The sequence below is a fragment of the Corallococcus exercitus genome (assembly GCF_042231735.1).
In the GTDB taxonomy this organism is placed as follows: Bacteria; Myxococcota; Myxococcia; order Myxococcales; family Myxococcaceae; genus Corallococcus; species Corallococcus exercitus_B.
This window is the reverse complement of the sequence record NZ_CP102577.1, coordinates 2490597-2511723: the sequence shown is the minus strand read 5'-3', so window position 1 is coordinate 2511723 and position 21127 is coordinate 2490597. Positions and strand designations below refer to the sequence as shown.

General features: G+C 69.8%; 16 protein-coding genes and 2 tRNA genes. 12 read left to right on the top strand and 6 right to left on the bottom strand.

Annotation, left to right across the window (positions count from 1 at the left end; all coding sequences use genetic code 11):
* Nucleotides 1-161 precede the first annotated feature (161 nt).
* The 5 genes from NR792_RS09245 (at nucleotide 162) to NR792_RS09225 (ending at nucleotide 4149) form a co-directional block, all read left to right on the top strand.
* Nucleotides 162-2177, top strand: coding sequence for a S1 RNA-binding domain-containing protein (locus tag NR792_RS09245; protein ID WP_375759698.1), 2016 nt, complete (start codon nucleotides 162-164; stop codon nucleotides 2175-2177).
* A 47-nt stretch (nucleotides 2178-2224) separates the two neighbouring features.
* A tRNA-Met gene (locus tag NR792_RS09240) sits at nucleotides 2225-2298 on the top strand.
* A 78-nt stretch (nucleotides 2299-2376) separates the two neighbouring features.
* A tRNA-Met gene (locus tag NR792_RS09235) sits at nucleotides 2377-2450 on the top strand.
* A gap of 138 nt (nucleotides 2451-2588) precedes the next feature.
* Entirely contained in the window at nucleotides 2589-3281 is a 693-nt protein-coding gene (locus NR792_RS09230; RefSeq protein WP_375759697.1) for a GNAT family N-acetyltransferase, read from the top strand.
* Nucleotides 3282-3303: 22 nt separating this feature from the next.
* Nucleotides 3304-4149 (top strand): hypothetical protein, encoded by an 846-nt coding sequence (locus NR792_RS09225; RefSeq protein WP_375759696.1) that lies wholly within the window; start codon nucleotides 3304-3306, stop codon nucleotides 4147-4149.
* Between the two features lie 10 nt (nucleotides 4150-4159).
* Here NR792_RS09225 and NR792_RS09220 read toward each other — a convergent pair whose 3' ends face one another.
* On the bottom strand, nucleotides 4160-5083 hold the full coding sequence (locus NR792_RS09220; protein WP_375759695.1) for a LysR family transcriptional regulator: 924 nt from the start codon (nucleotides 5081-5083) through the stop codon (nucleotides 4160-4162).
* Between the two features lie 78 nt (nucleotides 5084-5161).
* Here NR792_RS09220 and NR792_RS09215 point away from each other — a divergent pair, with 78 nt between their 5' ends.
* Entirely contained in the window at nucleotides 5162-5797 is a 636-nt protein-coding gene (locus NR792_RS09215) for a pyridoxamine 5'-phosphate oxidase family protein (protein ID WP_375759694.1), read from the top strand.
* 60 nt (nucleotides 5798-5857) lie between these two features.
* Nucleotides 5858-7069, top strand: a complete 1212-nt coding sequence (locus NR792_RS09210) for a lipase family alpha/beta hydrolase (protein ID WP_375759693.1) — start codon at nucleotides 5858-5860, stop codon at nucleotides 7067-7069.
* Nucleotides 7070-7087: 18 nt separating this feature from the next.
* Here NR792_RS09210 and NR792_RS09205 read toward each other — a convergent pair whose 3' ends face one another.
* The 5 genes from NR792_RS09205 to NR792_RS09185 all read right to left on the bottom strand — a co-directional run bounded on the left by NR792_RS09205 (nucleotide 7088) and on the right by NR792_RS09185 (nucleotide 10873).
* Complete coding sequence (locus NR792_RS09205) at nucleotides 7088-7579, bottom strand: VOC family protein (protein WP_375759692.1); 492 nt, start codon at nucleotides 7577-7579, stop codon at nucleotides 7088-7090.
* Between the two features lie 10 nt (nucleotides 7580-7589).
* Complete coding sequence (locus tag NR792_RS09200; protein ID WP_375759691.1) at nucleotides 7590-8654, bottom strand: patatin-like phospholipase family protein; 1065 nt, start codon at nucleotides 8652-8654, stop codon at nucleotides 7590-7592.
* A gap of 39 nt (nucleotides 8655-8693) precedes the next feature.
* Complete coding sequence (locus tag NR792_RS09195; RefSeq protein WP_375759690.1) at nucleotides 8694-8891, bottom strand: hypothetical protein; 198 nt, start codon at nucleotides 8889-8891, stop codon at nucleotides 8694-8696.
* Nucleotides 8892-9004: 113 nt separating this feature from the next.
* Nucleotides 9005-9736, bottom strand: a complete 732-nt coding sequence (locus NR792_RS09190) for a 2OG-Fe(II) oxygenase (RefSeq protein ID WP_375759689.1) — start codon at nucleotides 9734-9736, stop codon at nucleotides 9005-9007.
* A 78-nt stretch (nucleotides 9737-9814) separates the two neighbouring features.
* Nucleotides 9815-10873: a DNA topoisomerase IB gene (locus NR792_RS09185; protein WP_375759688.1), complete on the bottom strand. Its 1059-nt coding sequence runs from the start codon at nucleotides 10871-10873 to the stop codon at nucleotides 9815-9817.
* Nucleotides 10874-11094: 221 nt separating this feature from the next.
* On the opposite strand from NR792_RS09185, the gene NR792_RS09180 reads away from it, so the two are divergent.
* The 5 genes from NR792_RS09180 (at nucleotide 11095) to NR792_RS09160 (ending at nucleotide 21127) form a co-directional block, all read left to right on the top strand.
* Nucleotides 11095-11907 (top strand): hypothetical protein, encoded by an 813-nt coding sequence (locus NR792_RS09180; RefSeq protein WP_375759687.1) that lies wholly within the window; start codon nucleotides 11095-11097, stop codon nucleotides 11905-11907.
* Nucleotides 11908-12024: 117 nt separating this feature from the next.
* The gene (locus NR792_RS09175) at nucleotides 12025-14187 is read left to right on the top strand and encodes a flotillin family protein (protein ID WP_375759686.1); all 2163 of its coding nucleotides are present in this window, start codon (nucleotides 12025-12027) and stop codon (nucleotides 14185-14187) included.
* 43 nt (nucleotides 14188-14230) lie between these two features.
* Nucleotides 14231-19777, top strand: coding sequence for a DNA repair ATPase (locus NR792_RS09170; protein ID WP_375759685.1), 5547 nt, complete (start codon nucleotides 14231-14233; stop codon nucleotides 19775-19777).
* Nucleotides 19778-19856: 79 nt separating this feature from the next.
* Nucleotides 19857-20447, top strand: coding sequence for a hypothetical protein (locus tag NR792_RS09165; protein ID WP_375759684.1), 591 nt, complete (start codon nucleotides 19857-19859; stop codon nucleotides 20445-20447).
* Nucleotides 20448-20527: 80 nt separating this feature from the next.
* On the top strand, nucleotides 20528-21127 hold the full coding sequence (locus NR792_RS09160) for a hypothetical protein (RefSeq protein WP_375759683.1): 600 nt from the start codon (nucleotides 20528-20530) through the stop codon (nucleotides 21125-21127).

The window sequence follows — 21127 nt, the reverse complement described above, 5'->3', positions numbered from 1 at the left end:
GGACAGGCCCCTTTGCGTTGCGATAGGAGGCCGAATTTTAGGGGGATGGCCGTATGCGGCTTCCTCCGGGCATGGCGCGCGTGTAGAGTGCGCCGCCTTTTTCAAGAGGCCCCGACTTCAAGGAAGTCCCGGGCCGAAATCGTCAACGGAAGGTCTCGGCAGTGAGCGACGAGAAGAGCGGCGGTAATTCGGGCGGTCCTGGCGGTTTCGGTCCCAAGAAGCCGAAGGCCACGTTTGGCGACGTGATGCTGGGCATCCCTTCGGGGGGCCAGGGCAACGAGCGCGGCGGTGGCCGTGGCGGTGGCGGCCGCGACGAGAAGAGCGGCCCGGGCCGCGGCGATCGCGGTCCGCGCGACGCCCAGTCGCAGCCCCGTCCCCAGGGCGACGCGCCCCGTGGCGGTGGTGAGCGCGGCGGTGGCCGTGGCGGCGAGCGCCGGGGTGGCAGCGGGGGCGGCGAGCGCCGTCCCTCCGGTCCCATGGTGGTCGTGAAGCGCGCCTCGGGCTCCATCGAGACGCGCGCCCTGGAGGGTGAGAAGCCCGCCGAGGCGACCGCGACCGCGGAGCAGACGGGCGCCGACGCGCAGGCCTCCGCGGCCTCCACGCCGGCTCCCGCGCCGCGTCCGGTGACGCCGGCGCCCGCGCCCTCCAGCCCCCTGTACGAGGAGGTCCCGGAGACGGAGTCCTTCGCGGACATGTTCGAGGCGCAGGTCAAGGACGGTGGCGCTCCGGGCCGCCGTGGCGTGCGCATTGGCGAGAAGGTCGCCGGCACCATCTTCCAGCTGGGCGCGGACACCGCGTTCGTGTCGCTGGACGGCTCGGCCAAGTCCGAGGCGATGATCGAGCTGCGCGAGCTCAAGGACGACGAGGGCATCCTGCGCTTCGGCGTGGGTGACCGCCTGGAGGCGCACGTCGTGGAGATGGGCGCCCGGGGCATCCTGCTCAGCCGCGCGCTGGCCAAGGGCAACGCGTCCTTCGCCATGCTCGCGGAGGCCCGCGCCTCCGGCATGCCGGTGGAGGGCCTGGTCCTCAGCGTGAACAAGGGTGGCGTGGAAGTCGCCATCGGTGAGACGCGCGCCTTCTGCCCCATCAGCCAGCTGGACATCCGCTTCGTGGAGAAGCCGGATCAGTTCATCGGCGAGAAGCTCCAGTTCCGCGTGACGGAAGTGCGCGACCGCAACGTGGTGCTGTCGCGCCGCTCGCTGCTGGAGGACGAGCAGCGCCGGCTGGCCACGGAGACGCGCAAGAACCTGGCCGTGGGCAAGACGGTCAAGGGCAAGGTCTCCGGCGTGCGCGACTTCGGCGTGTTCGTGGACCTGGGCGGCGTGGAGGGCATGGTCCCCGTCTCCGAGCTCAGCTACACGCGCGTCGCGCATCCCAGCGACGTGGTGAAGCAGGGCGACGAGGTGGAGGTGGAGATCCTCCGCATGGAGGAGGGCCAGCCCAACTCCCCGGACAAGGCCAAGCAGAAGGAGCGCATCACCCTGTCGCTGCGTTCGCGCCAGGAGGATCCGTTCAAGAAGGCGCTGGAGGAGATCAAGGAGGGCGACCGCATGCAGGGCAAGGTCGTCCGGCTCCAGCCCTTCGGCGCGTTCGTGGAGCTGCGCCCGGGCGTGGATGGCCTGGTGCACATCTCCGCGCTGAGCGACCGGCGCATCGCGCACCCGCGCGACGCGGTGAAGGAAGGCGAGGTCATCTGGGTCTCCGTCGAGAAGATCGACCCCAATGACAAGCGCATCGGCCTGCGCCGCATCTCCGAGGAGGAGGCCCAGCGTCCTCCCGAGGAGCGTACCGCGCAGCAGGCCCAGGCCGCGGCGGCTCCCAAGGAGCCCGCGGCGCCCCGTCCCAAGGTGGGCGCGGTCGTCGTCGGCAAGGTGGACCGGCTGGAGCCCTACGGCGTGTTCCTCGCGTTCCCGGGCGGCAAGGGCCTCATCCCGGCCAGCGAGACGGGCACGGATCGCGGCACGGACATGCGCAAGCACTTCTCCATCGGGCAGGAGCTGAAGGCGGCGATCATCGACATCGACGCCTCCGGGAAGATCCGCCTGTCCATCCCCGGCGCCATCCGCGCCGAGGAGCGCGCCGAAGTGGAGGCGTGGCAGAAGACGCAGCAGCCGCAGGGCGGTGGCAAGAAGGGCTTCGGCACCTTCGCGGATCTGCTCAGCAAGTTGGGCAAGTAGTTGTTGACGCTGACGAGAGGCTTCGGTACTTAGCCTCTCGTTCTCGCCGCGGGGTGGAGCAGCCTGGTAGCTCGTCGGGCTCATAACCCGAAGGTCGCAGGTTCAAATCCTGCCCCCGCAACTTGAAAAGCCCGGAGTCGAAATGAAAGTTTCGACTCCGGGTGTTCAAAGCGAGAGCAGCAGCAGTGCAGCACGGTGACGCGGGGTGGAGCAGCCTGGTAGCTCGTCGGGCTCATAACCCGAAGGTCGCAGGTTCAAATCCTGCCCCCGCAACTCTGAGAGGGCCCCGGTGGAAACGCCGGGGCCCTTTCTCTTTTCCGCGTCAGCCTTGCTTCGCGGGCGGTTCGCGCCGGGCAGGGCCTGGTTCGCTCGGCGCCCGTGCAGCCCGGCTCGCGAAAGGAGTCCGTCGGCATGCTTGAGCTCGACCGTCCTGTCTGGGCCTCCCTCACCACCTTCCACGTCTCGGTGGCCGAAGGCGACGAGCGTGCCAGACGGTTTGTTCCAGACGTCAACCTCTTCGCTTCGACGCGGGATGATGCGCCCGAAGCCCAGGAGGCGCTCGCGGCGCTGGTGCGTCCCGGCGAACGTGTCTACGTCCTCCAGGTTCCTCCTGTCCTGGTTCCACCGGGGCTGCGCGCCGCCAAGACCGCCGGTGGCGTGCAGATGGTCGCCAACCGGCAGCTGATTGAGGGGCGCGAGGACGACATTGAACCGCTCACCGACGCCGACGCGCCCGAGATGCTTGCGCTGGCCTCGCTGACCGAGCCCGGTCCCTTCCTGGCTCGAACGCATCAGATGGGGCGCTTTCTGGGCATCCGGCGTGGCGGCAGGCTCGCCGCCATGGCCGGGGAGCGCATGCGTTTCCCCGGCCACACGGAGGTGAGCGGGGTTTGCACCCACCCGGACTTCCGGGGGCAGGGCCTGGCACGCCGACTGTCGACAGCCGTCGTCGCAGCCATTCAGCTGCGCGGTGACCGTGCCTTCCTGCATGCGTGGACGACCAATACCTCTGCCATTGCGCTCTACCGCAGCCTCGGTTTCGAGGTGCGTGCGGAGGTCAACGTGGCAGTCCTGGAGCGGGACCCCAACGGGCGATCCAGCTAGCGTGGGAAGCTAGGAACCACCCATGCTTTTTGACCTCTTCCGTTCGAAGAAGAAGCCGCTGTCACCCAAGCACCAGGTTCCTGGCCCGGTCCGGGTGGGTGTGACCCGAATCGATCTGCTCTACCCGGAGCCGCCGGGATTTGACATTGGCACCTTCTCGAGGCGCCTCGTCGAAGTCATGGAGAAGTCTCGGATCGCCGACGGCCAGGACGCTGGAGGTGCGCTCCGCATCGAGCACACCGATCTGCCGCTTCAATATGAAGACAGGACCGGGCCCGCGATGACCGTCGTGACTCAAGGGCCCGTCACCGACTTGAAGCCGATCAGCGTCGCCTTCGCGAGCTCTCCCAAGTGGGAAGGCGCTGAACAGGTCCGGACGGCGGCACACGCGATCTCGGTGATGGAGTTGATGACCGCGACGCTTCATCCGGCGAACCGGCTGATGACGCTCTCCCGGGTCGCCGCGACGGTGTGCTCGGTCCATCATCCGCTGGCCGTGCACTGGGTCAATTCGGAGAGGCTCGTTGCCCCCGACCTGTTCGCCGAGGTCGTGGCTGACGGTGACATCGAGGAGCTCATCAAGACCGGAGCGATCCATTGCCGGTTCCATCGAAAGCAGGAGCCCTGGGTGATGGATACCCTGGGCCTTGATGCCCTGGGGCTGAATGACATCCAGTGCAGGTTCAAGGATGTAGACCCGGCACGGGTCGCCGAGGTCCTGGGCCTCTTCGCGTCAGCGCAGATCGTCACGGGCGGCGACGCTCGAGAGTACGAAAAGAAGGCACGCAAGCTGGGTGTGTCCTTGGACCCCGTGCCTTCCCAGTTCGGCCCTCAACGCAACGTGTTCGAACTGAACATCGCGGGCTGAGACAGGCCCATCAGGAGCCTCGGGACGGGCGCCACGCCTCGACGGGCAGCAGCGGGTGCTCTTCGAAGTGGCTGCGCGCCGTGCGGACGAACGCGCCCACGTTCGCGGAGGCGCTCCGGCGTCCAGGGTAGATGACGCTCACCGGGACCGGCGGTGGCGCGAACGCCCCGAGGAGCAGGACCAGGCGTCCCGCGAGCACGGCGTCCGCCACCTGATACGAGAGCGTGCGCGCGATGCCCATTCCCCGCTCCGCCGCCGCGATGGCCGTGTCGGCGCTGTTCAGGATGAGCCGGGGCTGGACGCGGACCGGCTTCTCCTTCTCGCCGAAGCGCCACTCGTTCGTCGCGTCGAGGTTCTCGAAGGCGATCAGCTCGTGGCGGATCAGCTCGGCGGGCGACCGGGGCGTCCCTCGCCGCTTCACGTACTGGGGGCTGGCCACCAGTACACGGCGGACGGTGCCGACCTTGAGGGCGATCAGCCCGCTGTCCTTCAGGTCCCCCAGGCGCACGGCCGCGTCGATGCCTTCGTCCACGAGGTGCTGGTTCCGGTCCGACAGGTGCAACCGGACGGACAGCGCGGGATGCGCGGCGAGCAGCTTCTGGACCACTGGCAGGACGTGGAGCCGCCCGAAGACGATGGGCGCGGAGAGGCTCAGCTCGCCTCGCGGTTCGGCGTTCTCCCCCCGGACGCGGCGCTCGGCTTCGTCGAGGTCCTCGAGCAGCCGCTGACAGCTCTCCAGGTAGACCTGCCCGCGTTCGGTGAGGCGCACGGAGCGGGTGGTGCGGGTGAGGAGCGCGAGGCCCAGGCGCTCCTCGAGCTGCGCAATGGCTCGCGTCGCCACGGAAGGGGAGATGCGGAGCCTGCGGGAGGCGCCCGTGAAGCTTCCCTGCCTGGCCACGGCGACGAAGGTCCGAAGCGTGAAGAGCTGGTCCATGATTCTTGCGGAATTGGCAATGAAGCGTTGTCAGTCCAGCTAATTATTTCACGGCCCTGGATGGCTAGAAACAGTGCCATGGGACGATTCTCCAGACTTGCCTTCACCCCCGCGGTCAAAGCGCTCCAGGAGCAGTTCGGGAGCCGCGCGGCCTATGCCCGTGTCGAGCGAACGGGAGACGCACCGGATGTGCTCACCGAGGACGAGACGGAGTTCCTCTCGCAGCGCGACAGCTTCTACATGGCGAGCCTCGGCTCCAATGGCTGGCCCTACATCCAGCACCGGGGCGGGCCCCAGGGCTTCGTCCGGGTGCTGGACGCCCACACGCTGGGCTTCGCGGACTACCGGGGGAACAAGCAGTACATCTCCGCGGGCAACGTCAGCGAGAACGACCGCGTCGCGCTCATCTTCGTGGACTACCCGCACCAGGCGCGCCTGAAGGTCCTGGCGCGAGCGTCCGTGATCACCCGCGAAACGGATGCCGCCACGCTCGATCGCCTGGTGGTCCCCGGACATAACGCGAAGGTGGAGCGCGGCTTCGTGCTCCGGGTCGAAGGCTTCGACTGGAACTGTCCCCAGCACATCACGCCCAGGTTCACCGAGGCCGAAGTCGACGTCGCGATGCGCCCGATGGTGAGCGAACTCCACACGCTCCGCGCCGAGAACCGCGCCCTGCGCGAGGAGCTGGAGCGCTTGAACCGGTCCCAGGTTTGACCCTGGACCTACGGTTGGGTAGGTTACGGTCCGGTAGGTTTGGCCATGGAGGCGTGACCCATGAGCAGCCAGTCGCCGGGACCCCTGAAGAACGCCGACGCCTTGCGTGGGGCCAGCCGCCTCGCGGTGCAGGCCACCCGGGGCGTGATGGGGCTCGTGGAGGAGATGCACTGCACCATCGCCAGCGGGCCATCCGTGCTGGGCAGGCCGCTGGAGCGCCCGGCGCGGGTCGTGACGGGGTGGCTCTACGGGACGCTCCAGGGCGTCACCCGGCACGTCGGAGCAGGGCTGGATGCCGTGCTCGCGCAGCTCTCACCGTGGCTGGGTGACAGCTCCCCCGGGCCCCAGCGGGAGGCGGTGGTCTCCGCGCTGAACGGCGTGTTGGGGGATGCGCTGGAGGAGGAGGGCAACCCGCTCGCCATTCCGATGGCGTTTCGGGTCCATGGGCAGCCGCTGCGCCTGGAGCCGCAGGCCCTGCGCGAAGCCCTTCCACAGGCCGGGAGCCGGCTGCTCGTGCTGGTCCATGGCTCGTCGATGAACGACCTCCAGTGGCGCCGGCGGGGGCATGACCATGGCGCGGCGCTGGCGCGCGACCTTGGCTACACGCCGGTCTACCTCCACTACAACAGCGGCCTGCACATCTCCTGGAACGGGCGCGCGTTCTCGGAGTTGCTGGACCGGCTCGTGTCCTGCTGGCCCGTGCCGCTCAAGTCGCTGACGCTCGTGGGCCACAGCATGGGTGGGCTCGTGGCCCGGAGCGCGTGCCTCACGGCGGAGGCTGCGGGCCATGGCTGGCGTCCCTTGTTGCGCGGGCTCGTCTGCCTGGGGTCGCCCCATCACGGGTCGCCGCTGGAGCGCGGTGGAAGCTGGGTGGACGTGCTGCTGGAGCTCAGCCCCTACAGCGCGCCGTTCGCGCGCCTGGGGCGGATCCGCGGTGCCGGGGTCACGGACCTGCGCTTCGGCAACGTGCTCGATGCGCACTGGGAAGGGCGGGCGCGCTTCGGGTGGGGTGGGGATGCCCGTCGCGGCCTCACCCTGCCGGAGGGCGTGGACTGCTACGCGGTCGCCGCGTCCACCGCGAAGGCGCTGTCGGAGCGGCTGCCCGGTGACGGGCTGGTCCCGGTGGACAGCGCGCTCGGGCGCCATGCACTGCCGGAGCTGACGTTGCGGTTCCCGGAGGCGAACCAGCGCATCATCCTGGGCGCGAACCACCTGGACCTGCTCGACCACCCGGAGGTCTACGCCGCGCTTCGCACGTGGCTCGCTTCCTGAGCGGCTCCACGCTCCGCCTCACCGTTGCGGCTTCGGGACGTGCTGATCCACCAGGAGGGTGTTGCCATCGGGGTCGGTGAGCATGAGGCTCGCGGGCCCGGTGGAGGACTCGTCGGCGGTGGCGGAGAGGGTGATACCGCGGGCCTGGAGGGTCCGCTGGAGCTCGCGGACGTCGTCGAAGTCAGCGAGCTGCTTTGCGTTGCGGTCCCAGCCGGGATTGAACGTCAGGATGTTCTTTTCGAACATGCCCTGGAAGAGGCCGATGGTGCTGGTCTCGTTCTGCATGATGAGCCAGTTCTGGGCCGGGTCACCGCCAATGGCCTGGAAGCCGAGCTTCTCGTAGAACGCGCGTGAGACGGCCAGGTCCTTGACTGCGAGGCTGACGGAAAAGTTGCCGAGGCGCATGGGGGCGGTGCCTTTGGATGGGGTGGTGGGGGAGGGGCGCGGAGCAGACGCCGCGCAGCCGCTCAGGGTGAGGATGAGCAGCGCGCCGCTGAGGATTCGAAGCATGGGGCCCTCATTACAACGGCAGGACGTGATCCGCGATGCGGCCGGTGGCGAGCAGCTCGCGCAGCTCGTCGGCCATGCGGTCGCCCTCCGCCAGCACCTGCTTCCAGGCGCGGATGCGGTCCTCGTCCTTCATGCCCGTGAAGTCCGAACGGTCCGGGATGCGCCCACCGGGCAGCCGCGCCAGGTGCGCGGGTGACGGCGTGATGATCAGCGCGCGGCGGAAGTTGAGCGGCCCCGCGCGGCGCCACTTGAGCGACTTGTCGAACCAGCCGGGCACGACGTACGGGTAGAAGTGCGGATAGAGCACCAGCCCGTCGCCCGTGCCGTAGTCGACGTCCAGGTGGTAGTCGACGACGCCGCCATCGCGGTACGTGCCGGGGGGCGCACCCGGGATGTCATGGACGCCCGCGAGCACCAGCGGGATGGAGCCCGACGCGATGAGCGCCGGCCGCAGGTTGTCGCGGGTGAGGGGACGGTGGACCGACGGCAGGTCCTTGAGTCCGGCGAAGGGGCTCGCGTCCCCGGCGGTGTGGAAGACCACGCGCTCCATGTGGAGCCCGAGCGTCCGGCGGCTCACCGCGTTCGCCAGTGCGCCCAGCACGAAGCCCGCAAGCTGCACGCTGGACTGCTCCGACGCCAGCAGGCCCTTGCACCGGGTCGTCACCACGTGCAGCCGCGCCCACGGGTGCGTGAGGATCTGCTCCGCGCCATCCGGGCCCAGCAGCGACTCCAACACCGTGGCGCTCACCTCGCTGACCAGCGACGGCGGGGGCTTGGGCGGGTAGCGCTGCTCCAGGTACGCGTCCGCGAAGCGCTTGAGCGCGGCCACCGGATCCTTCTGCGCCAGGCACGCCAGCCGCCAGCTCCCGATGGAGCTGCCGATGAGGTGCAGCGGCCGGGTGCGCGGCTGCTGGAGGAACTCGCCGAACAGGACGCGGTCGATTCCCTCCAGCCCCAGCCACTTCGGTCCTCCCGAAGCGCCCGGAAGGATGTCCACGTCCTCCGCACGCAGCCCGCGCTCCCGGAGGATGCGCAGGGCGTCGGGGCCCGCAAGCAAGGTCAGGCTCTGGCTCATCGCGGGCGCGGACCCTAGCAGTCCGGCGCGGGTGGCGGCTCAGCGGTCGTCGTCCTTCAGCTCCGGATCCAACGGATGGAGGGTCACCACCTGGTGTCCGTCGTGCTCCGGATCACTGCGTGCCTCCTCCAACTCCTCCGGCGTCTGCGGCGCCCGCTCGGAAAAGGCGTCATTCTCGAGGTGGCGCTGGCGCTGCTCGCTGGTCGAGCCGTAACCCTCCAACTTCTTGCCGGCCATGGTCGTGCTCCCTCGTGAAGTTGAACCACAAGGGTTGTGACGGCGGCCGGTGGGCGCAAGCGGTGGTCTGCCCGGGTGGCCGCACGCTCCAGGAGCGGGGCTCCCTCAGACGCTCACTCCTCCAGCGTTCCCACGGAAGGGGCCGCGCCGTCGCGCTCGCGCTGGGCCTCCAGGTAGGCGGAGAAGCCCGCCTTGGACTGGATGCGGAAGACCGGGAGGCGGGCGAGCACGTCCTCCGCGAACGCGTACTGCTCGCAGACGAGGCTCGCGCGCAGGGCGCCTTCCGGGCCGCCGGTGAAGGCCTGGACCTCGTGCTGGAGGTTCCCCCGGAAGTGGACCAGCAGTCCCGGCTTGGGGCGCACCTCGCCCTGGAGCTGGTTGTCGCGCAGCAGCCGCAGCGCGCCTCCCCGCGCGCCTTGCGGAACGCGCAGGTACAGGACGCTCACGTGCTCGGGCGTCGCGTCCGGAACGCCGCTCGGCTCCTGCAACGTCGCGTCGATGTGGCGCCCCACCGGCGTGCCCGCGTCCAGCAGCAGCAGGTTCAGATAGAACGCGTTGGGACGCGGGCGGGTGTCACGGCCGCCGAACCAGCGCCGCGTCCAGGGCAGGAGCCCGCGCGCGGTGTCGTCGTCGAGGATGCGGCGCAGGTAGACGGACAGGAACGGGAAGCGGGCCTCCAGCGTCGCCCGGCCCTCGCGCGTGAAGATGAACGCGAAGCCCCGGCTGGCGCGGAACGTGCCCATCAGCGGACTGCGCGCGACGAAGCGGGATCCGAGCAGGGCGTCCCCCAAAGCCTCCAGCTCGGAGCGGGGAAGGGCGTCGCGGTGGGTGACGTACTCGGGCACGGGCCGGACGCTAGCGCCTTCCCGGTGCGCGTGAGAGGGGAACCGCTACCGCTCGGCTCCCTCCCGGCCAGGCCCGTGCTACACGGACGCCTGCTTCATGCCGCCCTTCCTCTTGCCCAGCATGTGGAGCAGCGCCTTCTCCGAGCAGTGCATGCCCTCGCCAGCGCCCGCCGCCAGCTCGTCCACGGAGTGGAAGTAGCGGTCCACCACCTGGCCCCGCTCGAAGAGGACGAGCACGGACGGGTAGATGTACGACGCCTTCGCGACGGCGGGCGTGTTGCCCAGCTGCTCGGAGGCCTCTCGCACCGCGGCCACCATGCTCTTCTTGAGCACGGTCTTCTTCACCGGGCCGCCATCGCCGTCCTCCTTCACGCGCTCACGGGCCCGCGCCAGCGCGCACGCGCAGATGAGCGTGCCGGCCCAGGTGCGGAAGTCCTTCGCGCTGTAGCCCGGGCCCATCACCTGCTGGATGTACTCGTTGATGTGCCGGCGCCGCACGTCCACCACCGCGCCGTCGTCGAGCACGAACTTGAAGACGTCCCGCCCGGGCACCTTCAACAACTGACGCACGAGCGTCGCCACGCGCCGGTCCTTGAGCTCGCGGTGCTGCCGCACGCCGGACTTGCCCGGGTAGTCGAACACCACCGTGTCACCCTGCACCTTCACGTGCCGCGCCCGCAGCGTGGCCAGCCCGAAGCTGCCGTGCTCCTCCGCGTAGCGCTCGCTGCCCGGGCGGATGAAGCAGGTGCCCAGGATGCGCAGCATCCCCGCCAGCACCCGCTCCCGGCCCAGGCCCCGCTTGCGCAGGTCCTTGCCCACCTGGCGGCGCATCTTCGGCAGCGCCTGCGCGAAGCCCACGATGCGCTGGTACTTCGCGTCGCGCTGCTTCTGCGTGTGTGCCTCGCTGTAGCGGTACTGCCAGCGGCCCGCGCCGTCCCGGCCCACCGCCTGGAGGCGCGCGGACGCCTTCGGCGAGATGGCCACGTCCGTCCAGGCGGGCGGCAGTCGCAGTGCGTCGATGCGCTCCCGCTCCGGCTGCGACACCGGCCGGCCCCTCGCGTCCACGTAGCGGAAGCCGCGCTTCATCGTCCCCAGCCGCCGGTGGCCCTCCTGCCGCAGCCGCTCCAGCTGGGTCATCCCCCGGCGGCTCGCAGGCCGGGGAGGCTCGGATTCTGAGACGGCGGCATGGGAGGGCATCGCCTCCCTGTAGTGCGCAGTCCACGCCGGGGCGGCAATCCGGTTGCCCCCTGGCGGCACGGACAGCAGGCGACCGGAAAAGCCCTGGGTGGCATTTTCGGATATGGGTGCAGTCGTTTAGAGTTCGTTGCGACTCCCACCTCCAAATTTATTCCCGAGGCATGACGACCTTCCTCGCCGCTCTGCTGGCGTTCCCGACCGCGATCTTCACCATCCTCCTCGGCGTGGTGCTGGCGTACTGGCTGTGCGTGATCGTCGGCGCGGCGGGCATCGACATGCTGGACGGCGACGTGGACCTGGAGGGCGGCGCCAAGGCGGTCAGCGGCGCGTTCGAGGGCGGCGCCAAGGCGACGTCGGGGCTCCTGGAAGGCGGCGCGAAGGCCGTCGGCGGCCATGACGTCGGCCACGCGGGCCACTCGCACCTGCACGACGCGGAGGCCGCCACGGGCCTGCTCGCGATGCTGGGCTTCGGCGGCATCCCCGTCACGGTGTCGGTGAGCCTGGTGGTGTTCCTCTCCTGGTCGCTGTCGCTGCTCAGCGGACAGGCCACGCACGCGGCGCTCTCCATGCTGCCCTCGTGGCTCGTGAGCACGGGCCTGGGCCTCGTCTGCGCGACGGTGGGCCTGGTGGCGGGGGGCCTCGCGGTGCGGCCGCTGCGCCCCATCTTCATCGCCCGGCGCGCTCCGGGCCGCGAGGCGCTGATGGGCCGCGTGTGCACCATCTCCAGCGGCAGCGTGACGGCGAAGGACGGCCACGCCACCTTCGATGACGGGGCCGCGGGCCTCATCCTCAACGTCTTCTGTGACAAGCCCAACCAGCTCAAGCGCGGCCAGCCGGCACTCATCCTCGGCTACGACGCGGAGCGGGGCGTCTACGAGGTGGAGCCGGTGGACTGGCTCCTTCCGCAGGAAATGGAGCAGCTGCGGGATCCGCTGAAGGCAGCGGCCATCGCGCGAGCCCGCTCTCAACGATGAACATTGGCGTCCGCCGGGCTCCTCCGGACGGGCGCGACAAGCGGCACCGGGTGGCTTTCGCGGGGGACCCCGAGTGCTTGGAACAAGGCCCGCCCAACGGACTTCTCAGGATAGGCCATGGATCCCATCAGCCTTGCAGCAATCATCGGCGGCGGCGTCATCATCCTCTTCGGCATCTTCGTCAGCGTGGCCAAGTTCTACCGCCAGGTGGACCAGGGCAAGGTGCTCATCGTCAACACCATGAAGGTGGAGCCCACGGTCACCTTCACCGGCGCCGTGGTGCTGCCCATCGTCCACCGCGCGGAGGTGATGGACATCTCGCTGAAGACGGTCGAAATCGACCGCCGCGGCAAGGAAGGCCTCATCTGCCAGGACAACATCCGCGCGGACATCAAGGTCACCTTCTTCGTGCGCGTGAACAAGACGCGTGAGGACGTGCTCAAGGTGGCCCAGTCCATCGGCTGCGCGCGCGCCTCCGACCAGGAGACGCTGGAGAACCTCTTCGAGGCCAAGTTCTCCGAGGCCCTCAAGACGGTGGGCAAGTCCTTCAACTTCGAGCAGCTCTACACCAAGCGCGACGAGATCAAGGACAAGGTCGTGGAGACCATCGGCCGCGACCTCAACGGCTACATGCTGGAGGACTGCGCCATCGACTTCCTCGAGCAGACCCCGGTGGAGATGCTGGACAAGGACAACATCCTGGACGCCCAGGGCATCCGGAAGATCACCCAGCTCACCACCGAGCAGAACGTCTTCACCAACGAGCTGCGCCAGTCCGAGCGCATGGCGGTGACCAAGCGCAACGTCGAGGCCGACGAGGCCATCTTCGCCCTCGAGCGTCAGCGCGAGGAGGCCGCCGCCAAGCAGCGCCGGGAGATCGACAGCATCCAGGCGCGTGAGACGGCCGAGGCCGACCGCGTGAAGAGCGAGGAGTTCGCCAAGGCGCAGCTGGCGCGCATCAAGGCGGAGGAAGAGATCGCCATCAACGAGGAGAACAAGCAGCGCCAGGTGCAGGTGGCCCAGAAGAACCGCGAGCGCGTGGTGGGCGTGGAGACCGAGCGCGTGGAGAAGGACCGCGCCCTGGAGGCCATCAACCGCGAGCGTGAGACGGAGCTGCAGCGCATCGCGAAGGAGAAGGCGCTGGAGACGGAGAAGAAGGCCATCGCCGACGTCGTCCGCGCCCGCATCGCGGTGGAGAAGACCGTCGCCCAGGAAGAGGAGAACATCAAGGACCTGCGCGTGACGGCGGACGCGAAGCGCACCAAGGAGGCGGTCATCATCACCGCCCAGGCGCACGCGGAAGAGGCGTCCGTGAAGGACGTCACGGCCGCGGACGCGAGCGCGAAGATCGCCGTGTTCATGGCCAAGGAGAAGCTGACCCTGGCCGAGGCCGACCTGGAGGCCGCGGACAAGCAGGCCAAGGCGAAGATGCGGCTGGCGGAAGGCATCCAGGCCGAGTCCGCCGCGGCGGGCCTGGCCAGCGTGCGCGTGCGTGAGGCGGACGCGGTCGCCACGGAGAAGCTGGGCATGGCCCAGGTGCGCGTGAAGGAGGCCGAGGCCTCCGTCATCGAGAAGCAGGGCCAGGCGCAGGCCTCCGCGGTGCGCGAGAAGCTGCTCGCCGAGGCCGCGGGCTCCGAGCAGAAGGGCCTGGCGAACGCCCGCGTGCAGGAGGCGGAAGCGAGCGCCATCCACAAGCGCGGCGAGGCGGAGGCGTTCGCCACGCGCGAGAAGCTGCTCGCCGAGGCCAACGCCATCCAGGAGAAGCTGATGGCCGAGGCGCGGGGCCTGTCGGAGAAGGCCGCCGCGATGAAGGCCCTGGACGGCGTGGGCCGCGAGCACGAGGAGTACCGCCTGCGCCTCCAGAAGGAGCGCGACGTGGAGCTGGCCGCCATCAACGTGCGCAAGGACATCGCGCAGGCCCAGGCCACCGTCCTGGCCCAGGCGTTCGGCAACGCGAAGTTCCAGATCGTCGGCGGCGACGGGAAGTTCTTCGAGAACTTCGTCAAGGCCGTGTCCTTCGGCAGCTCGGTGGACGGCGCGCTGGACCACGGCGAGTCCCTGAAGAAGGCGCTCGGCGGCTACCTCAACGGTGAGAAGGACCTGCCGGCGGACCTGAAGGAGATCCTCTCCAAGCCGGGCCTCAGCAACGACGCGCAGAACCTGGCCGTCGCGGCGCTGCTCAACCGCATGTCGGTGAGCCCCACGGAGGCCACCGCCGCCGGCATCAAGGCGCTGGTGCAGTCGGAAGCCGCGGCCCTCGCGCAGAAGCAGCAGGGCTGAAAAGCGCCACCGCCAATCGCACTCCCTTCTTCGGTGAACATCCATGGCAACTGACAGCTCCAAGACCCCGGGTACCCAGGTGCCCGGGGGCGAGGCGACGCTGGAGGGCGGCAGCTACGAGGTCATCCGTGCGCGCCTCCACTCCCAGGCGGACGCGCTGGCCACCCAGGCGAACGCCCTCAACGCCCGGCGCAAGGCGCTGTTCGGCGGCACGGAACTCACCGTCATCGGCAACGAGCGGGTGCGCACGGAGAACAACTGCGTCCCCCGCGACATCGTCAGCGTCGGGAAGTACCTCCTCTTCGGCTACAACGTCTTCATCGGCCTGAAGAAGGAGACGAACGTCTCGGACGTCTTCTCGCTGCACCGCTTCGAGAAGACGGCCGAGGGGTTCGATTTGTCCGCCGTGCCTCCCACGGAGGCCGGCGGCTTCCTCGCGGACCCCCGGTTCGTGAAGGACTTCGGCGAGCTGTACAAGTACTACAAGGACGCGAAGCTCTTGCAGCTGCGGCGGCGGGACTCGCGCCTGCTCGCGGTGTTCCAGACGGGCCAGTCCGCGCGCGACCTCAAGGTCTTCCGCTTCAACGTGGACGTGGAGGGCCGCGCCACCTACGTGGACAACCAGGGGGAGCGCGACCACGTCTACCCGCCATCGCACGACTTCGAGTGGACGGTGGCCACGCGCGAGCAGTACGTGCTGGGCCAGCACCCGCACGTCAACGTGCTGGATCAGGTCTTCGTGGAGACGGTGAAGGGCGACCTCACCGTGAAGGTGGAGGACAACACCACCACCGGCCTGGGCATCTACAGCGAGCCGGTGGACGACCCGGATCAGTCGCTGGACGACGCGGAGTTCGCCTGGACGCAGGTGGGCGGGCTCATCCTCCTGCGCATCCTCCCGTTCCGGGAGAAGGCGCACCGCTACCTCGTGTTCAACTCGCGCACCCAGCACGTGGTGCGCATCGACGCCATCGGCCAGTCCTGCGTGCGGCTGCCGGAGGACCAGGGCATCGTCTTCCCGGGCGGCTACTACCTCCAGACGGGCGACTACAAGGTCTTCGACGGCGCGTCGGAAGGGATGGAGTTCCACCAGGCGGTGCGCTCGCCCAACGGTGAGGACGTGCTCTACGTCTTCCACCGCCGGGACGAGGGCAGCTACGTGCTCTTCCCGTACAACCTGGTGCGCAAGGAGGTGCAGACGCCGCTGCAGGCGAACGGCATGAGCCTCTTCGCGGACGGCGGGCTGGTGGTGTTCCGCGCCACGTCGCAGGAGCCCACGCGCGTTCACCCCATGCAGGTGTGGCAGACGCCGTTCGTCTCCGACGAGCACGCGGCGAAGCTGCCCCCCGCGCCGGGCTACCTGGGCAAGGTGGGCAACGCGGAATTGGTGCGCGGCATCAGCGACGCGCTGACGCTGCCGCGCGTGGCGAAGACGGACAAGCCCACCCGCCGCACCTACGAGGACCTGGTCTCCGCGGCCACGCGCGCGCTGGACGCGTACTACTGGCTGTCCCACGCGGAAGTGGGGCTCCAGGAGCCCATCGAGCAGCTGCGCCGCACCTCCGAGCTCATCATCGACGAGTTCGAGAAGGTGCTCGCGATGCGCAAGCGCGCCGAGGAGTCGCTCGCGCAGGCGCTGCAGGCGCAGGAGACGCTGCTGCTCAACGCGCAGCCGGAGGGGCTCACCGACGCGGAGGGCTTCATGCGCGCGCTGGCGGACCTGCGCCGGCACCGCGGGCACCTCATCACGTTGAAGGACGTGCGCTACATGGACCTGGGGCGCGTGGACGCCCTGGAGCAGGCGGTGGTGGCCGCGTCCGACGCGGTGAGCACCGCGTGCGTGGACTTCCTCCAGAAGGGTGAAGCGCTCCAGCCCCTGGCCTCGCGGCTGGACGGGCTGATGGAGCGGCTGGAGCCGCTGGCGACGACCGCGGAGCTGGCCCCGCTGGCCGAGGACCTGGAGCGCACCGGCCAGGGCCTGGAGGTGCTGGGCGAGGTGGTGGGAGGGCTCCAGGTGGGCGACCCACTGGCCCGGGCCCGCATCCTGGAAGGCATCTCCGAGCTGTTCAGCCGGCTCAACCGCGTGCGCGCGGGGCTCCAGGCGAAGCGCAAGGAGCTGTCCGGCAAGGAGAAGCGCGCGGAGTTCGGCGCGCAGTTCAAGCTGCTGGGCCAGAGCATCGAGAACGCGCTGTCGCAGGCGGACTCGCCGGAGAAGTGCGACGAGGCGCTCTCCAAGCTCACCGTGCTGCTGGAGGAACTGGAGGGCCGCTTCGGCGAGTTCGACGAGTTCCTGGGACAGATCACCCAGAAGCGCGAGGAGCTGCTGGAGGCCTTCGGCGCGCGCAAGCAGGCGCTGGTGGACGAGCGGCAGCGCCGGGCCTCGGGCCTCTTCGGCGCCGCGGAGCGCATCCTCCAGGGCGTGCAGCGCCGGGCGAAGTCGTTCAAGGCGGACGACGAGCTCAACGCCTACTTCGCGTCCGACGCGATGATCCTCAAGCTGCGGCAGCTGGCGGAACAGCTGCTGGCGCTCCAGGACAGCGTCCGCGCGGATGAGGTCCTGTCGCGGGTGAAGTCCGCGAAGCAGGACGCCCTGCGCGCCCTGCGCGACAAGCAGGACCTGTTCGAGGGCGGCGAGGGGCTCATCAAGCTGGGGCCCTACCGCTTCCACGTCAACACCCAGCCGCTGGAGCTGACGCTGGTGCCGCGCGACGGCGCGCTGTACCTCCAGCTCACCGGCTCCGACTACACGCAGAAGCTGGAGGACCCGGAGCTCTTGAAGTACCGCGAGCTCTGGGACCAGCACCTGGTCTCCGAGACGCGCGACGTGTACCGCGCGGAGTACCTGGCCGCCGGGCTGCTGATGGACGCGGAGGAGGGGAAGGGCGGCCTCACGCCCGCGGCGCTGTACGAGGCCGGCGCGCAGGGGCAGCTGCTGGAGCGCGTGCGCGCGTACGCGGCGGACCGCTTCGACGAGGGCTACGAGCGCGGCGTGCATGACGCGGACGCGGCGGCCATCCTGGAGAAGCTGCTCGCGCTGCACCAGGGCGCGGGGCTGCTGCGCTTCGCCCCGGTGCCTCGCGCCTGGGCCGCGCTCTACTGGGCGTTCGACGGGGACGACGCGCTCCGGGGCGTGTTCCACCGCCGCGCGCGCAGCCTCGCCCGGCTGCGGCAGGCGTTCGACACCGGCTCGGACCTGGTGGCGCTGGGAGACGAGCTGGGGGAGCGCGTGCTCGCGTTCCTCCAGGGGCATGGCCTCACGGCTTCGCCCGCGGAGGGCCGGCAGGCGGGCCGCTACCTCGTGGAGGAGCTGGCGGTGGAACGCCCGCGCTTCACCACCAGCCGCGAGGCCCTGGCGCTGCGGGACGCCTTCCTCGCGCACCTGGACCGGCACGGGTCGCGCACCGCGTTCGACGACGACCTGCGCGGCCTGGAGAAGAACCTGCCGGAGCGCCTGCGCATCGCCCGCGCCTGGGTGGACGCGTTCCTGGCCCGCCGTGAGGGCGGCCCGGGCGAGGCGGCCCACGTCGCGCTGGAGACGGCGGTGGTGCTCCTGACCGACCGCAAGCTGGACCGCGAGACGGCGGGCGCCATCACCGCCACGGAGGCCACGGGCCTCCTGGGCAGCCACCCGCGCATCCAGGAGCGCAAGCTGGCGCTGCGCCTGGACGAGTTCCTGGCGCGGCTGGGCGAGTTCCGCCAGGTGCGCGTGCCCGCGTACGTGGCCTACCGCGCGTACCTGCGCGACCTGCTGGACCGCGAGCGGCGCAAGCTGCGGCTGGAGGAGCTGACGCCCAAGGTGCTCACGAGCTTCGTGCGCAACCGGCTCATCGACGAGGTGTACCTGCCGCTCATCGGCGCGAACCTGGCCAAGCAGCTGGGCGCGGCGGGCGAGGGCAAGCGCACGGACCGCATGGGCATGCTGCTGCTCATGTCGCCGCCGGGCTACGGCAAGACGACGCTGATGGAGTACGTGGCCAGCCGCCTGGGCCTCACCTTCGTGAAGGTGAACGGGCCGGCGCTGGGCCACTCCGTGAAGTCGTTGGATCCGTCGGAGGCGCCCAACGCCACCGCGCGGCAGGAGGTGGAGCGCATCAACCTGTCCTTCGAGATGGGCAACAACGTGATGCTCTACCTCGACGACATCCAGCACACGGACCCGGAGCTGCTCCAGAAGTTCATCTCCCTGTGCGACGGCCAGCGCCGCGTGGAGGGTGTCTGGAATGGCCAGACGCGCACGTACGACCTGCGCGGCAAGAAGTTCTGCGTGGTGATGGCGGGCAACCCGTACACGGAGACCGGCGAGCGCTTCCGCATCCCGGACATGCTCGCCAACCGCGCGGACACGTACAACCTGGGTGACATCCTGGACGGCAAGGAGGAGCTGTTCGCCCTCAGCTACCTGGAGAACGCGCTCACCTCCAACCCGGTGCTCGCGCCGCTGGCCACGCGCGACCCGCAGGACGTGCACCGCCTCATCCGGATGGCCAAGGGCGACGACGTCCCCTCCGGCGAGCTGAAGCACGGCTACGCGGCGGCGGAGCTCCAGGAGATCATCGCCGTCTTCCAGCGGCTGTTCCGCGTGCAGCAGGTGCTGCTCAAGGTGAACCTCCAGTACATCGCGTCCGCCGCGCAGGACGAGCGCTTCCGGACGGAGCCGCCCTTCAAGCTGCAGGGCAGCTACCGCAACATGGGCAAGCTGGCGGAGAAGGTCGTCTCCGCGATGACGGACGACGAGCTGGAGCGCCGCATCGACGACCACTACCAGGGCGAATCCCAGACGCTCACCACCGCCGCGGAGCAGAACCTGCTCAAGCTCCAGGAGATGCGCGGGCGCCTGACGCCGGAGAAGGCGAAGCGCTGGGAGGAGATCAAGCAGGGCTTCGCCCGCGTGAAGCGCATGGGGGGCAAGGAGGACGACCCCGTGGCGCGCGTCACCGGACAGCTGGGCGCCATCGAGGAGCAGCTGGGCTCCGTGCGCGACGCGGTGGTGCAGGCCGCCGCGCAGGCGAACGCCCCCAGTGACGAAACGCCCGTGGCCCCGCACCTGGAGGCCCTGCGCGAGGCCGTGCTGGAGGTGGCCCGCGTGGGCCGCGAGGCCGCCCGGAAGCCGCCCGCCCCGGTGCAGGTGTCCCTCCCGGCCGCGCCCCAGGCGGCCCCGGTGCCGCAGGCTCCGGCCACGGACCTGGCCCCGTACCTCAAGCACCTGGCGCAGCTGCTCAAGGCCCTCACGGAGCGCGTGGCCGCCCAGGCGGAGGAGGCGCCCACGCTGCGCAACGCGCCCATGCCCCAGGCGCCCGCGCCGGACTTCGGCCCGTACATGGCGCAGCTCTCCAAGGCCATCACGGCGCTCGCGGACCGGCCGGTGTCGGTGTCCCTGCCCACCCCCGCGGAGTCGCTCCAGCGCGCCGCGAACGGCCCGTCTCCGGCGGAGCTGAGCCGGCAGATCGAACTGGTGGAGGGCGCGCTGCTGCCGCTGGAGCGCGCCGCCCGCCGCAACGTGCAGGGCGAAGGCGAGGGCATCAAGGCGCTCCAGGTCTGGCAGGGCGTCACCGAGGCCCTGGAGCTGCTGCGCGGCATGCTGCGGCGGTAAGGATTGAAGAAAACGGTTGTCGTGTCTGGCTTTGGCCTCTAAGGGGTTGGCGCGGTCCCAACCCCTGGAGGTCAATGCCATGCATCTCTTCAAGTCGGTTGTTTCCCTGGGTGCGCTCGCCGTGGTCATGGCGTGTGGTGGAGCGGAAGAAGCCGGAGCGCTCGCCACCCAGAAGTCCGCGCTGGTGACGGGGACGTCCCAGGGCTGCACCTTCACGGTGTCGTACGTGCAGCGCGTCCAGGTTCCCCCCATCTTCGACATCCGGCTCGCGCGCGAGGCGAGCGAGACCTGCCCCTGGAGCGCGAGCACCGTGACGGTCGGGTACTCCAACGCCAATCCGCCGACCATGGTGTCGCTGGCCGCCAACGAGCTGGGCGTGGCCGTGGGCTACACGTACCGGACGGGCGGCCCTTCGCCCATGGCGGTGGCGATCAAGCACGTCGCGCCGGACACGCTGTCCGTCGTCCGCTCCGCGGGCCTGACTCCCGTCTCGATGGGGACCTATATCTACTCCGCCAACCTGGGCATCGGACCGGATGGCACGACGCTGATCGCCACCGGCACCAAGAACGTCGCGATCGCCGGAGAGACGGGAGCGGGGAACCGCTACGTGGCTGTCTTCCCGGACTTCTTCACCAGCACCCTGGCCCCCACCATCGTCGCATATTGAAACAATTCGTTTCCAATGCCTGACGCTTGCCTTTATAGGGGGCGGCGCAGCACACACCCCCAACCCTGGAGTGCAATGCCATGCTGAACCTCAAGTCTGTTGTTTCACTTTGCGCGGTCGCCGGCCTCACCGCGTGTGGTGCCGGCGTGGAAGGCGATGACGGCCTCGCCACCCAGGAGTCCGCGCTGGTGACGGGGGTCTCCCAGGGCTGCACCTTCACGGTGTCGTCCGCGGCGCAGCCGGGCACGCTTCCCCCCATCTACAACGTCACCGTCACGCGCGCGGCGGACGCCACCTGCGCGTACGGCGCGGGCAGCGTCGTGGTGGGGACCTCCACGGGCACCGCGCCCACGCTGTCGCTGGCGGCCAACGACCTGGGCGTGGCCGTGAGCTACACGTACAAGAGCAGCGTCAGCGGCAGCGCGCCCCAGTCCCTGGGCCTCAAGCACCTGGCGCCGGACACGCTGGCCACCGTCCGCTCCACGGGGCTGTCCGTCTACCTGGGCCGGGGCTCCATCTACTCGGGCAGCCTGTCCATCGCGTCCGACGGAACGACGCTGACCGTGTACGGCACGAAGAACGGCACCATCTACGGGCAGACGGGCACGGGCAACACGTACCTGGCCAGCTACCCGAACTTCTTCACCAGCACCACGGCCCCGTCCATCATGACGTTCTAA

Bases quoted from the DNA above. Each gene is read 5' to 3' on its own strand.
- NR792_RS09230 (WP_375759697.1), top strand. From the start codon at position 2,589: ATGCTTGAGCTCGACCGTCCTGTCTGGGCCTCCCTCACCACCTTCCAC.
- NR792_RS09225 (WP_375759696.1), top strand. From the start codon at position 3,304: ATGCTTTTTGACCTCTTCCGTTCGAAGAAGAAGCCGCTGTCACCCAAG.
- NR792_RS09220 (WP_375759695.1), bottom strand. From the start codon at position 5,083: ATGGACCAGCTCTTCACGCTTCGGACCTTCGTCGCCGTGGCCAGGCAG.
- NR792_RS09215 (WP_375759694.1), top strand. From the start codon at position 5,162: ATGGGACGATTCTCCAGACTTGCCTTCACCCCCGCGGTCAAAGCGCTC.
- NR792_RS09210 (WP_375759693.1), top strand. From the start codon at position 5,858: ATGAGCAGCCAGTCGCCGGGACCCCTGAAGAACGCCGACGCCTTGCGT.
- NR792_RS09205 (WP_375759692.1), bottom strand. From the start codon at position 7,579: ATGCTTCGAATCCTCAGCGGCGCGCTGCTCATCCTCACCCTGAGCGGC.
- NR792_RS09200 (WP_375759691.1), bottom strand. From the start codon at position 8,654: ATGAGCCAGAGCCTGACCTTGCTTGCGGGCCCCGACGCCCTGCGCATC.
- NR792_RS09195 (WP_375759690.1), bottom strand. From the start codon at position 8,891: ATGGCCGGCAAGAAGTTGGAGGGTTACGGCTCGACCAGCGAGCAGCGC.
- NR792_RS09185 (WP_375759688.1), bottom strand. From the start codon at position 10,873: ATGACCCAGCTGGAGCGGCTGCGGCAGGAGGGCCACCGGCGGCTGGGG.
- NR792_RS09180 (WP_375759687.1), top strand. From the start codon at position 11,095: ATGACGACCTTCCTCGCCGCTCTGCTGGCGTTCCCGACCGCGATCTTC.
- NR792_RS09175 (WP_375759686.1), top strand. From the start codon at position 12,025: ATGGATCCCATCAGCCTTGCAGCAATCATCGGCGGCGGCGTCATCATC.
- NR792_RS09170 (WP_375759685.1), top strand. From the start codon at position 14,231: ATGGCAACTGACAGCTCCAAGACCCCGGGTACCCAGGTGCCCGGGGGC.
- NR792_RS09165 (WP_375759684.1), top strand. From the start codon at position 19,857: ATGCATCTCTTCAAGTCGGTTGTTTCCCTGGGTGCGCTCGCCGTGGTC.
- NR792_RS09160 (WP_375759683.1), top strand. From the start codon at position 20,528: ATGCTGAACCTCAAGTCTGTTGTTTCACTTTGCGCGGTCGCCGGCCTC.